This is a genomic window from Methylocapsa palsarum (genome assembly GCF_900114285.1).
GTDB classification, from domain to species: Bacteria; Pseudomonadota; Alphaproteobacteria; order Rhizobiales; family Beijerinckiaceae; genus Methylocapsa; species Methylocapsa palsarum.
The window spans coordinates 195,309-207,505 of record NZ_FOSN01000008.1 but is presented as its reverse complement, the minus strand read 5'-3'; the positions used below and the strand labels follow the sequence as shown (position 1 = coordinate 207,505).

Genomic DNA, 12,197 nt, shown 5'->3' with positions numbered 1-12,197 from the left:
GCGACGTCGGCGGCCAAGGCCGCCTGTCCCCCCGGCAGGAGGGCCATGCCAGCGCACAGCGCCTGCAAAGCCAAAAATTTGCGCATTTTAGACATCGATTCGTCCCCACGAGGCGAGTGAATATGATGGAAAAAACTACACCTCGTGGCGGGCTATTCAATCGTTGTTAATGAAACGACGACTCTTTGCATGGCCTGCGATGCTTTGCTGCAACAGTCAGGCGCTTCCAAAAGCACTATGCTGACGTAGGATGCGCAATTGCCTAACAGATCGGCAAATGCTGCTCAGAGGAGGCAAACGCCGCGAATCGGCCATGTCTTCAACTCGCGAACCGCATGAGCATTCAGGCCGGGCTTTTGTCCATTTCGAGGTTTCCGGGCTCGGATGAATGTAGAGTTCCTCAAAACGTCAGCGCCTTGACCTCCTTGACGCCAGGCAGCTTCTTCACCTGGGCGAGCGCCTCATCGGGGACAACGCCGTCCACTTCGACCAGTGCGATCGCTGACCCGCCCTCACGGTCGCGCCCGAGCGCGAAGGTCGCGATATTGACGCCGGCGTTGCCAAGTATGCTTGCGAATCGTCCGACGAAGCCGGGTTTGTCCTCGTTCGACACACAGATCATCGCCGGAGCGATCATGGCGTCGAGACCGATGCCGTTGATCCAGATGATGCGTGGTTTGCCGTCGTGGAACACCGTCCCTGAAATAGACCGCCTTCGCTCCTGCGTCTCCACGGTCAGGGTCACGACCGATTCGTAATCCGACTCCGCCTCTCGGGTCGTCTCCTCGATCACGATGCCTCGGTCTTTCGCGACCGCGGGCGCGGAGACCACATTGACGTCCGCCAGCTGCGGGCGCAGAAGCCCCGCGATGGCTGAGGCGGTCAGGGCCCTGATCTTCAGCTCGGCGGCCCCGCCCTCGTAAACGAGCGAGACTTTTTTGATGCCGCTATCGACGAGCTGGCCGGCGAAGGATCCAAGCCTTTCCGCGAGCAGGATGAACGGCTTGAGCTTTGGCGCTTCCTCGGCTGTGATCGAAGGAAAGTTGACCGCGTTCGTGATGGCGCCGCGGATGAGGTAATCGGACATCTGCTCGGCGACCTGAAGAGCGACATTTTCCTGCGCCTCATTGGTCGCGGCGCCGAGATGCGGCGTGCAGACGACGTTGGGATGGCCGAATAGCGGGTTCTCGAACGCCGGTTCGGTGACGAAGACGTCGACGGCCGCGCCGGCCACGTGTCCGGAATCGAGCAGCGCGCGCAGCGCCGCCTCGTCGATAAGGCCGCCGCGCGCGCAATTGACGATCCGCACGCCTTTCCTGGTGCGCGCCAGATTTTCCGCCGACAGGATATTTCTTGTCTGCGGCGTCAACGGCGTATGCAGGGTGATGAAATCCGAACGCGCGAGGAGATCGCCGAGTTCGACCTTTTCAACGCCAAGGTCCATGGCGCGTTCGGGCGACAGGAAGGGGTCGAAGGCGATGACCCGCATGCGCAGTCCGATCGCCCGTTCCGCGACGATGGAGCCAATGTTGCCGCAGCCGATGACGCCGAGCGTCTTGCCGGTGATCTCGACGCCCATGAAGCGGTTCTTTTCCCATTTGCCGGCCTGGGTCGAGGCGTCAGCCGCGGGAAGCTGCCGGGCGAGCGCGAACATCAGGGCGAGCGCATGTTCGGCCGTCGTTATGGCGTTGCCGAACGGCGTATTCATCACAATGACGCCCTTGGCGGTCGCGGCCGGAATATCGATATTGTCGAGGCCGATGCCCGCGCGGCCGATGATTTTCAGCCTGGTCGCGCGATCGAGGATCTTCGAGGTGACCTTGGTCGCGGATCGGATCGCAAGACCGTCGAAGCCGCCAATCATTGCGGCGAGCTTGTCCTTGTCTTTTCCCAGCGCAGGCTGAAACTCGACGTCTACGCCGCGATCCTTGAAGAGGGCGACGGCGGCAGGGGAGAGAGCGTCGGAAATCAGAACGCGCGGCGCCATCGCAAACTCCACACGCCTCCGACCGGCGTAAGCCGGTCGGTTTCCCGGCAAGATTACGCGGTCGGATTACGCGGCCTTGGCGAAGAGGTCGGCCTTGGCTTTAGCATAGGCGTAATCGAGCCACGGCGTCAGCTTTTCGATGTCGCTCGCCTCGACCGTCGCGCCGCACCACACCCGAAGACCGGGCGGCGCATCGCGATACGACCCGATGTCATACGCGGCTTTTTCTGATTCGAGCAGGCTGACGATCGCGCTGGCGAACCGCGCTTCGCCCTCGAGGCCAAGGGCGACAACCTCCGGGTCGACGATCTTCATGCAGACGCTGGTGTTCGAGCGCAGACCCGGATCTCGGGCGAGAAAATCGATCCAGGGCGTGCGTTCGATCCAAGCCGAGAGCGCCGACGAATTGGCGTCCGCGCGGGCGACGAGCGCGTCGAGTCCGCCGATGGCCTTGGCCCATTTCAGAGCGTCGAGATAATCCTCGACGCAAAGCATCGAGGGGGTGTTGATGGTCTCGCCGTCGAAAATGTTATCGTTCAGCCTGCCGCCTTCGGCGAGCCGAAACAGCTTCGGCACCGGCCACGCCGGCGTATGGGTCTGCAATCGCTCGACCGCGCGCGGGCTCAGCACCAGAACGCCATGGGCCGCCTCGCCGCCGAGAGCCTTCTGCCAGGAGAAGGTCGTGACGTCGAGCTTGCCCCAATCGAGCCTCTGGGCGAAAGCGGCGGAGGTCGCGTCGCAGATCGTTAGTCCCTTGCGGTCCTCCGCAATCCAATCGGCGTTCGGCACGCGCACGCCGGAGGTCGTTCCGTTCCAGGCGAAGACGACGTCGTTGTCGAAATTGACGCTCGCGAGATCCGCTATCTCGCCATAGCCGGCGACCATCCCGCGGGCGTTGGGGATCCGCAGATGCTCGAGAACGTCGATCACCCAGCCTTCGCTGAAACATTCCCAGGCGAGCACATCGACGCCGCGCTGGCCCAGCAGAGACCACATCGCGGTCTCCATGGCGCCGGTATCGGAGCCGGGAATGATTCCGATGCGGTAGTCGGCCGGGATCCGCAAGACTTCGCGGGTTATGTCCAGCGCGAGCTTCAGCTTCGACTTGGAGGGTTTGGAGCGGTGCGACCGTCCGACGGGCGCCCCATGAAGGCTAGCGAACGTCCAGCCGGGATGTTTTGTGCATGGACCGCACGAAAAATTGGCGCACGCCGGCTTCACGGCGGGAATCGTCGTTCTCATATGACCATCCTTGCAGATGGGCGCCTTTCGTTGGGGAAAGGTGTCCCGCCTATCTGGATAGGGCGAAGGGGCCATGACGTCAAGGGATCACGTGGTTTTGGGTTGAATTCGTGACCCCTGTGGTGTTGGGGCCACAGTTTCAAAGACAGGATTTTGATAGTTGAGAGCGGCGCGCCGTTAGAGCATATTCCGATCGGATTGAATCAATCCAATCGACAAAAACTGGAGCGGTTTCTGATCGATCGCATGAAGTCATGCGATCGGAAAGCGCTCTAGATTCGTCGGCATTGCTTTCAGGAGCACATGTCGCCGGCTCGACACGGGTTGTCCTTTGCAAGGCTGCCAGTGCGGCTGCCAGGACGGCGTTTGGGAAACGCGAACGGGGACACGCCATGCAACTCGGGGTGGATTACATTCTGAACGCCCTCGCGGCGGAGGGCGCCGATCACTTGTTCATGGTTCCTGGCGGTCTGGTTGACCCTTTTCTGCCTGCTCTTGGAAAACAGTCTGCGCTGAAGCCGGTTGTCGCCGCGCAGGAAGGCGGGGCCGCCTACATGGCCGACGGGTATGCGCGGGCGAGCGGCAAGTTCGGCGCTGCGCTCTGCATCGGCGGGCCTGGTCTCGCGAACGCCGTGACGGCCGTCGCCGCCGCGCAGACCGACGGGTCGCCGGTTTTCCTGATGAGCGGCGAGGTGAGCACGCTTTTCGAGGGACTGGGCATGTTTCAGGACGCCAGCGCGCAGACGCTCGACGACGTCGAAATCCTGAAGCCCATCGTGCGGTATTCCTCTTCGATCGACAATCCGAAGAACCTGCCGCATCTGTTCAAGCACGCGATGCTGCAGCTCAAAACGCGCCCCTCGGGGCCGGTGCATCTCTCGCTCCCCGGCGACAGCCAGATTGCGGAAATTTCGGCGGTCTACGCCCCGATCGAGCCGGCGCTCGCGAATCCGGCGTCGCTTTCCCTCGCCGCCGCCGAGGCGTCTCTTGAGCGGTTTCGCGGATCGTCCGCAGACAAGCCGCCGGCGAGGATCGTCATTCTGGCCGGCGCGGGAGTGGAGCACGCGAATGCGTCGCGCCCGCTCAGGGATTTCGCCGAACGATGGGGGATCCCGGTCGCCACCACGCTGCGGGCGAAGGGCGTCTTCCCTGAGGATCATCCGCTTTCGTTGGGCGTCTTCGGTTACGCCGGAACGCATCATGCGCGGATTGCGCTGCTCGATGCGCCGCCCGATCTGCTGATCATCCTGGGCTCGGGGCTGAACGAACGCGACACCATGCACTGGTCGCTCGAGATCCACCTCGGCGCCACCATTTGCGTGAATTTGAATCCGGCGAGCATCGGCATGCATGCGAACGCAGGAGCCGTTGTCGGCGACTGCGGCGCCTATCTGTCTTATCTGCTCGGTAAGGACGACGAACTCGCGGCGCTGTTACGGGCGACGGCGGCGGGGCGCGCCGCCTGGCTGGCGGATATTCGGGCGAGACCTCGCCTCCAGGATCGCGAAAACTGCGCCAGCGACGCCGTTCCGATCCATCCGGCGCGGGTGATCGGCGATTTGAGAAAAGCATTCCCCCGCGACGGAATTCTCGTCGTCGATTCCGGCGCCCATCGCGCCTTCGCCGGGCATTACTGGGACTCCTACGAGCCGCGCACCTACATTTCCGCCACGAATCTCGGCCCGATGGGCTGGGCGATCGCCGCCGCCTCGGGCGTCCAGTGCGCGCAGCCGGGACGAAGAGTGGCCGTCATCACCGGCGACGGCTGCATGCGCATGAACGGAATCGAGGTCGCCACCGCCGCGCATTATGGGCTGCCGGTGATTTTCGTCGTCATGAACAACGCCGCCCTCGGCAATGTCTGGCTGCGCGCCCATGCGCTGGGTCCGGTTCCGGACGAACTCACCCGTCTGCCCGATCACGACTGGGCGGCCTTCGCCGCGGCTCTGGGGTGCCGGGGGGAGACGGTTCGCCGCCCGGGCGATCTCGCCGCCGCCTTCGAGCGCGCGCTCGAAGGGCCGGGCCCCTGCGTCATCGACGTCAAGATCGACAGGGCCTTCGGCACGCCCGTGCACGACTGGGCCGCGGCGAGCGCCGCCTTCTCCTACCACGAGTGAAGGAGGCTCTTCTGGCGCCGCTGCCGTTCGATCCCTCGAAGCTTTCGCCGTCCGATCTTGCTCTTTACGACGCTCTCGTCGAGAAGCGAAGGGCGCAGGGCGCGCCGTTCGGCGGCCCTTATGCCGCTTTGATGAATCATCCGGTCCTTTGCGGCAAGATCGAGGATCTCGGCTTCTATCTGAAATTTCAGGGCCATCTTCCCCGCGACGTCTATCAGTTCGTGGTTCTGAGCGTCGCCCGCAGCACGGGCGCCGCGTTCGAATGGATCGACCATGTCCGGCACGCCGAAGCCGCCGGCGTGCCGGCGGCGGTCATCGGCGCATTGCAGGAGCATGGACTGGAGGGGGGCGTCTTCGCCGCGCACTACGATCTCGCGGCCAAGGTGCTGGCGGCGACGCTGGCGTGGCGGGATATTCCGCAATCCGTTCAAGACGAGAGCATTCAGCTTTTTGGAATTGAAGGCTTTGTCGAACTGGTGGTCCTGTCGGGGTTCTACCAGATGTTCGCCGCCGTCAATCAGGGTTTTGCGGTGTCAGCGCCGCAGGGCGCGCCGAAGCCGTTTTAGGCGCGGGGGCCGGCGCTTCAGCCTTGGCGGCGATACTTGCGGCCCAATTTGCTCGCGTCTGGTGGAAATTTGCAATTTTAAGTAGATTGCCGTTAGACGGAGGATTAGTTTTTCGCCTGAAAGGATCAATGAAAACTCCAGGAGCGCCTGGGACGACAAGCAGAACGGAGCCGGGGGGCGTGCCGTAGTGGCCACAGAAATCGAGAACCGCCTGCAGGGCGACGAGGCGTTACGCGCGAGCGAGGAGCGGCGCAAACTGGACGCCGTCGACGCGGGTCTGGCGTTGGCGGAAATCAATTACCTCGATGACACGGGTTACCTGTCCTCGGAGGCGGCGCGTCTGTTCGGACTTGGCGAGGCCGCCATGATCCTGCCGCGGGCCGCGATTCACGCGACCTTTCATCCCGACGACCGCGCCGAGGTGAGCCGGCGCATTGAGGCCTCGCTCGACCCCGCTGGTCCAGGCTGGTTCGAGATGGATCATCGCGTGGTCGGGCCGGACCGCAAGACACACTGGTTGCGCGTGCGCAAGCAGGTTTTTTTCGAAGGCGAGGGCGTCGAGCGGCGCCCTTCGCGCGCCATGCTGGCGGCGTTCGACGTCACGAAAGAAAAGACGGCCTCCGAAGCCCTGCGCGCAAGCGCGGAGCTCATCCGCAACGTTCTCGATTCGCTACCGCAGGAAGTGGTCGTGCTGGACAGCGCCGGAACCGTGATCGCGGTCAATGAGCCCCGGAATCGTTTCGCGCGCGAAAACGACGGCGTCACGGAAGCGTTGTCGATCGGAGCTGATTATCTGAAGGCGTGCCGTACCTCCGCCAAAAGCGGCGAGCCCTACGCCAGCGCCGCTCTCGGGGGGCTGGAAGCGCTGCTGGGCGGTGCTCGCGACGAACTCATGATGGAATATCCCTTCGACGACGCCGGCGGAAGCAGACGATGGTTCGTCATGCACGCCGCGCGTCTTGGTTCTGGTCCGGCCGGCGTGGTCCTCAGCCACACGGACATCACGCCGCAAAAGACGGCCGAGGAGGCCTTACGCACGCGCGCGGCCGCCCTGCGTCGCGCCGAAGCGCTCGCGCGGCGCGACGAGGAGCGGTTGCGGCTGTTCATCGATCACGCGCCGGCGGCGGTGGCGATGCTGGATCGCGACATGCGATATGTCAGCTTCAGCGGCCGCTGGTTGGAGGCTTATGGGCTGGCCGAGTCGATTCTCGGCAAATCGTACTACGACGTTTTTCCGGAACTGCCCGAGCGCTGGAAGCACATTCATCGGCGCGCGCTTTCTGGCGAAACCCTGACCGCCGACGAGGATCGCTTCGATCGCGCCGACGGAACCACTCAATGGCTGCGCTGGGAGGCGCGGCCGTGGTTCGACGCCGGCGGCCTCGTTGGCGGAATCGTGGTTTTTTCCGAGGACGTCACCGAACGCAGGCGCCATGAAGAGCAAATCCAGAACCTGATGAACGAGGTCAATCACAGAGCGAAAAATCTGCTGACCGTGGTGCAATCCATCGCTCGCCTGACGATCAAGGGAACGGATTCCGCGGCTTTCGCCGATGTTCTCGAGGAACGGATCGCCGCTTTGGGCGCGAGTCAGGATCTTCTCGTCAAAAGCAATTGGGCCGGCGTCGAACTGTCCGAGCTTATCCGCTCGCAACTCTCCCATTACGCCCCTCTGCTTGGCGCGAGGATCATGCTGGACGGACCGCCGTTGCGGCTCAATTCCTCGGCCGCGCAAACCCTCGGCATGGCGATCCACGAACTTGGCACCAACGCCGCCAAATATGGCGCGCTGTCGAATGAATCCGGTGTGGTGCGGATCGTCTGGTCTGTTTTCGAAGGCGGCGGCGGACCGGGCGCGCGCCTGAACTGGACGGAAGCAGGCGGACCTTTGCTCACGCCGCCGGCGCGGCGCGGCTTTGGCCACAAGGTCACAGTGAACATGGCGAAACGCGCGCTCGAGGCCGATGTCGCGCTCGACTATGCGCCGGAGGGGCTTGTCTGGGAGCTGACGGCGCCGCTGGCCAACGTCATCGCCAAGGCGCTTTGAGGTCGCCTTTGACCCGAAGCCGCGCTTTTAAGATTTGGCTTACGGCGTCAACAAAATCAGGTGCCATGCACCGCCCGATCATGTTCGGCCCGCGCCTTTGCCGGCAAACAATCGCATAACAAGGTTGTTCAACAACAGACCCCCGCGCTTCAGGTCAAACGCCGAATTTTTTATTCGATTTGCGCAGCCTGATCGCGAGAATTCGTCCCAGCGCAAAGAGGAGTTCGCGCGCGAGCGAGGGAGCGCTGTGTTCGAACGCGCTGTACAGGTCTGGGGTCATCGCCGCGACTTGACAATCGTCCACGGCCCAAGCGCTCGCCGATCTGGGACCCCCGTCAAAAAACGCCAGCTCTCCCAATGCCGACCCCGGTCCCACCAGGGCCGCGCGACCCATGGTCAACCCGTCTTCGGAATGCGTGATGACTTCAAGACCGCCCTGCAGCACGAAGTAAAGTGTTCGGTCAGGTTCGCCGCGCCGGATCAACGCATCGCCCGCGGCGATTTTGCGGGTCGTTGTAAACCGGAACAGCTGCGTCCAGTCCTCGTCGTTCCAATGGGGGAGCGCCAGCGCCTCGCTCCGCTCCGCAGATAAACCGCCCTTGCGAAAACCCGCAACGGCTGATTCGGAAATCATGAAGGGAAGTCTCCGCCGGCATACCCAAGGTGATTTCGACCATAACGTTGAATTGTACCGCCAAACGGCGCGCCTTATCAATTCTCGCTTCGCCGCTATGATCCCATTCAAACCACGGGCGGCGCCGGCTTCGAGCGACAAGGCGGTTTGATGAACAACTACCTGCTGCTGGGAGCTTGCTTGCTCCTTGGAATGCTCCTGCGCCGTTCGCGGCGATTGCCGGACAACGCAGCCGCGTCGCTGAACGGCTTTGTCGTTCATATTTCCTTGCCGGCCCTTACCCTGGCCTATGTGCATGGCCTGAAGCTCGATGCGACCCTCATTCTGCCGGCGTCCATGGCCTGGGTCATGTTCGCAATCGGATGCGGGTTCTTTTGGCTCGCGGGAAGGGCTTTCGGTTTTTCACGCGCGACAACCGGAGGGCTCATGCTGACCGGGGGGCTGGCGAACACCTCGTTCATCGGGCTGCCGATGATCGAGACCTTTTACGGCCCGCAATATCTGGGACTCGGCATATTGATCGATCAGTTGGGGTCCTATTTTGCGCTCTCGACCGTCGGCATCCTTGTCGCGTCGTTGTATTCCGCGGGCCGTGGCGTCAACGCCAGGGCGCTGGTCCGAAAGATTGTCTTGTTCGCGCCTTTCCAGGCGTTCGTGCTGGCCCTGCTGCTGACGCCTTTCGAATATCCGGCTTGGCTCTCTGAATTGCTGAAGCGCCTCGGCGCGACGCTGGTGCCGATCGCGCTTGTATCGGTCGGTTATCAGCTTCAGCTCAGCCAGGTGCGAGGCAAGGCGGCGGCGCTGTCCGTCGGGCTGATCTTCAAGCTGGCCCTCGCTCCTGCGCTGATCCTCCTCCTGTTCAAGGATATGCCAGGCGCCGGCGGTGAAACATTACGCGTGACGGTGTTCGAGGCCGCGATGGCGCCGATGATTGGAGCAGGCATCGTCGCGATCGATCACGAACTTGATCCGCCGCTGCTCACGCTGATGGTCGGCGTCGGAATCCCGCTTTCTTTCCTGACCCTTCCGGTGTGGCGGCGTCTGTTGGAGTCTTTCTGACCCAGGTGCCAAGCGTTCGCCGCCTCAGACGGAATCAGGCGGACCTCTGCTTTCGACGCCGGCGCGGCGCGGCTTCGCGGCGGACAAAAGAGGGATAAGATGTCCTGACCCTGCACCGCCAGCTTTGGTCCCGCATGAAAGCCGCCATCTTTTTCTCCGCTCTCCTTTTTGCCGCCGGTCTCTCGCTTTCCGGCTCCGCGTCTGCGCAGCAGAGCCGGCCTGAACTGGTCTCGGGCTGCGCGCCTTGTCACGGCGCCGACGGGGTTTCGAGATCCGGCGCCGTCCCCAATCTCGCCGGACAGAACGAACCTTATCTCTTGAATCAGCTCCGCGCGTTTCACACCGGCAAGCGCGCCCACAAAGAGATGCGCTATATGAGCCGGAACATGACGGAACAGGAAATGGAGGCGATCGCGGCTTATTTCTCGAGCCTGCCGCCGAGGTGATCCGCGCTCGTCGCCATGCCGCGAACCCCTTGCGCCAGTCGCCCGCCGCCCTATAAGTCGCGCACCTATTGGCCACCTCCTCTCAAGAGCCCCGCAAAATGCCGCAGCCGAAAAAGTCCGACGTTCGAAAAGTCGTCCTCGCCTATTCCGGGGGGCTCGACACGTCGATCATCCTCAAATGGCTGCGGACGGAGTACGGCTGCGAGGTCGTGACCTTCACGGCTGATCTCGGCCAGGGCGAGGAGATTTCGCCCGCGCGCGACAAGGCGATCCTGCTCGGCGTCCGCGAGGAAAACGTCTTCATCGAGGATCTGCGCGAGGAATTCGTGCGCGATTACGTCTTCCCGATGTTCCGCGCCAACGCGCAATACGAGGGGCTCTATCTGCTCGGCACCTCGATCGCCCGGCCGCTGATCGCGAAAAAGCAGATCGAGATCGCCCGGAAAGTCGGCGCCGACGCGGTGGCGCATGGGGCGACCGGCAAGGGCAATGATCAGGTCCGGTTCGAACTCTCCTATTACGCGCTGGAGCCTGACATCAAGGTCATCGCGCCCTGGCGGGAATGGGCGCTCACCTCGCGCACGGCGCTGATCGCCTTCGCCGAGGAAAACCAGATCCCGATCGCCAAGGACAAGCGCGGCGACGCGCCGTTTTCGGTCGACGCCAACCTGCTGCACGCCTCCTCCGAGGGCAAGGTGTTGGAGGACCCGGCGCAGGAAGTGCCGGACTACGTCTATTCGCGCACCCTCAATCCCGAGGACGCGCCGGACAAGCCGACCTATATCGAGATCGATTTCGAGAAGGGCGACCCGGTCGCGATCGACGGCGTGGCGATGTCGCCCGCAACATTGCTGGAGCAGCTCAACGCGCTCGGCCGCGCCAATGGGGTGGGGCGGCTCGATCTCGTCGAGAACCGTTTCGTTGGCATGAAATCGCGCGGCATGTACGAGACGCCTGGCGGGACCATCCTTTACGTCGCGCACCGGGGAATCGAATCGATCACGCTGGATCGCGGCGCCGCGCATCTGAAGGACGAACTCGCGCCGAAATATTCCGAGCTGATCTACAACGGGTTCTGGTTCTCCCCGGAGCGGGAGATGCTGCAGGCCCTGATCGACCGCAGCCAGGAGTTCGTCAGCGGGCGGGTCCGGGTGAAGCTCTACAAGGGGTCGGCGTTCGTCGTCGGACGCTCAAGCCCGTATTCGCTCTACGATCAGGATCTCGTCACCTTCGAGGAAGGTGCCGCCGCCTACGACCATCGCGACGCCGCCGGGTTCATCAAGCTGAACGCGCTGCGGCTGCGCACCCTCGGCAAGCGCGCGCGGAAGATCGCTGGCAATTGAGCGATTGATTTAGGCGAGCGGCAATCGCGGACGCCTATCCTTCCGGGAAATCCAGGAGGGTATCGCATGCGCCGGTCGATCAGGTTTGTGTTCGCGTTCGCCATCGCCGGAGCCGGCGCCTTCGCCTGGCCGGTGAAAGCAGGTTTCAACATCGACGATCAGGGGCCGGGCGTCGGCGACGATTATAACGCCGCCACCTGGAGCGCCGACGTTCCCGGCTCCGGCCCCTCGACCTGGCAGGGACTCTCAGGCTGGCAGGGCGGCGGCTACGATCAGGGTGGCTATGGTCCGCGCCCGTATCCCCGTCCGCGTCCGTGGGGACCGCCCGCCGGCGAAACGGTCGAGCGCGAACGCAGCGGCCCGGATTTCGGCGACGGCCGCGGCGCGGCCGATTGGGGCGGCGCTCCCCATTATGTCAATCCGACGAACGGAACCGAGTGGGAGACCGGCGGCTGGCGCGGCGGAGAACGCAGCGAGGCGAACTGGCATGGCGGGCAAGGTTTTGCCGGCGAAGGCCCCGGCGGAGCTGGAGGCCCCGGCGGACCTGGAGGCCCCGGAGGACCGGGAGGTCTGGGCGGACCTGGTGATCCTGGCAGGCCCGGAGGTCCCGGAGGTCCGGGCGGACCTGGAGGCCCTGGAGGACCGGGCGGACCTGGCGGCAGGGGCGGCCATGGACGCTGGCGCTAGCGCGCTTTCCGATCGCATGAAGTCTTGCGATCGATCAGAAATCGCTTCAGAGTCAAAGGCTTGAGCATA

10 protein-coding genes are annotated in these 12,197 nt (G+C 63.6%); 7 read left to right on the top strand and 3 right to left on the bottom strand.

Annotation, left to right across the window (positions count from 1 at the left end; all coding sequences use genetic code 11):
• Nucleotides 1-400: 400 nt before the first annotated feature.
• Both serA and BM177_RS11125 read right to left on the bottom strand, forming a co-directional pair.
• The gene (gene serA, locus BM177_RS11130; RefSeq protein WP_091682199.1) at nt 401-1,987 is read right to left on the bottom strand and encodes a phosphoglycerate dehydrogenase; all 1,587 of its coding nucleotides are present in this window, start codon (nt 1,985-1,987) and stop codon (nt 401-403) included.
• A 66-nt stretch (nt 1,988-2,053) separates the two neighbouring features.
• On the bottom strand, nt 2,054-3,229 hold the full coding sequence (locus BM177_RS11125; RefSeq protein WP_091682283.1) for a phosphoserine transaminase: 1,176 nt from the start codon (nt 3,227-3,229) through the stop codon (nt 2,054-2,056).
• Between the two features lie 392 nt (nt 3,230-3,621).
• Between BM177_RS11125 and BM177_RS11120 the strand changes: the two genes are divergently transcribed.
• From BM177_RS11120 to BM177_RS11110, 3 genes are all read left to right on the top strand, one after another.
• The gene (locus BM177_RS11120) at nt 3,622-5,346 is read left to right on the top strand and encodes a thiamine pyrophosphate-binding protein (protein ID WP_091682198.1); all 1,725 of its coding nucleotides are present in this window, start codon (nt 3,622-3,624) and stop codon (nt 5,344-5,346) included.
• A complete protein-coding gene (locus tag BM177_RS11115) occupies nt 5,343-5,912 on the top strand; it encodes a carboxymuconolactone decarboxylase family protein (RefSeq protein WP_244532267.1) in 570 nt (189 codons plus the stop codon). The genes BM177_RS11120 and BM177_RS11115 overlap by 4 nt, the downstream gene beginning before the upstream one ends.
• A gap of 187 nt (nt 5,913-6,099) precedes the next feature.
• Nucleotides 6,100-7,959 (top strand): PAS domain-containing sensor histidine kinase, encoded by a 1,860-nt coding sequence (locus BM177_RS11110; RefSeq protein ID WP_091682197.1) that lies wholly within the window; start codon nt 6,100-6,102, stop codon nt 7,957-7,959.
• A 154-nt stretch (nt 7,960-8,113) separates the two neighbouring features.
• Here the strand turns inward: BM177_RS11110 and BM177_RS20030 are convergent, their stop codons facing one another.
• Nucleotides 8,114-8,593 carry a Crp/Fnr family transcriptional regulator gene (locus BM177_RS20030; protein ID WP_175492573.1) on the bottom strand — a complete coding sequence of 160 codons (480 nt, stop codon included), beginning with the start codon at nt 8,591-8,593 and terminating at the stop codon, nt 8,114-8,116.
• A 150-nt stretch (nt 8,594-8,743) separates the two neighbouring features.
• On the opposite strand from BM177_RS20030, the gene BM177_RS11100 reads away from it, so the two are divergent.
• The 4 genes from BM177_RS11100 (at nt 8,744) to BM177_RS20620 (ending at nt 12,128) form a co-directional block, all read left to right on the top strand.
• On the top strand, nt 8,744-9,652 hold the full coding sequence (locus BM177_RS11100) for an AEC family transporter (protein ID WP_091682191.1): 909 nt from the start codon (nt 8,744-8,746) through the stop codon (nt 9,650-9,652).
• 134 nt (nt 9,653-9,786) lie between these two features.
• The gene (locus BM177_RS11095; protein ID WP_091682190.1) at nt 9,787-10,098 is read left to right on the top strand and encodes a c-type cytochrome; all 312 of its coding nucleotides are present in this window, start codon (nt 9,787-9,789) and stop codon (nt 10,096-10,098) included.
• Nucleotides 10,099-10,196: 98 nt separating this feature from the next.
• On the top strand, nt 10,197-11,441 hold the full coding sequence (locus tag BM177_RS11090; RefSeq protein WP_091682189.1) for an argininosuccinate synthase: 1,245 nt from the start codon (nt 10,197-10,199) through the stop codon (nt 11,439-11,441).
• A 66-nt stretch (nt 11,442-11,507) separates the two neighbouring features.
• Nucleotides 11,508-12,128: a hypothetical protein gene (locus BM177_RS20620; RefSeq protein ID WP_244532266.1), complete on the top strand. Its 621-nt coding sequence runs from the start codon at nt 11,508-11,510 to the stop codon at nt 12,126-12,128.
• Nucleotides 12,129-12,197 lie beyond the last annotated feature (69 nt).

What these genes read in the sequence shown, in the direction of transcription:
- serA (WP_091682199.1), bottom strand. Translation starts at nt 1,987, where the DNA reads ATGGCGCCGCGCGTTCTGATTTCCGACGCTCTCTCCCCTGCCGCCGTC.
- BM177_RS11125 (WP_091682283.1), bottom strand. Translation starts at nt 3,229, where the DNA reads ATGAGAACGACGATTCCCGCCGTGAAGCCGGCGTGCGCCAATTTTTCG.
- BM177_RS11120 (WP_091682198.1), top strand. Translation starts at nt 3,622, where the DNA reads ATGCAACTCGGGGTGGATTACATTCTGAACGCCCTCGCGGCGGAGGGC.
- BM177_RS20030 (WP_175492573.1), bottom strand. Translation starts at nt 8,593, where the DNA reads ATGATTTCCGAATCAGCCGTTGCGGGTTTTCGCAAGGGCGGTTTATCT.
- BM177_RS11100 (WP_091682191.1), top strand. Translation starts at nt 8,744, where the DNA reads ATGAACAACTACCTGCTGCTGGGAGCTTGCTTGCTCCTTGGAATGCTC.
- BM177_RS11095 (WP_091682190.1), top strand. Translation starts at nt 9,787, where the DNA reads ATGAAAGCCGCCATCTTTTTCTCCGCTCTCCTTTTTGCCGCCGGTCTC.
- BM177_RS11090 (WP_091682189.1), top strand. Translation starts at nt 10,197, where the DNA reads ATGCCGCAGCCGAAAAAGTCCGACGTTCGAAAAGTCGTCCTCGCCTAT.
- BM177_RS20620 (WP_244532266.1), top strand. Translation starts at nt 11,508, where the DNA reads ATGCGCCGGTCGATCAGGTTTGTGTTCGCGTTCGCCATCGCCGGAGCC.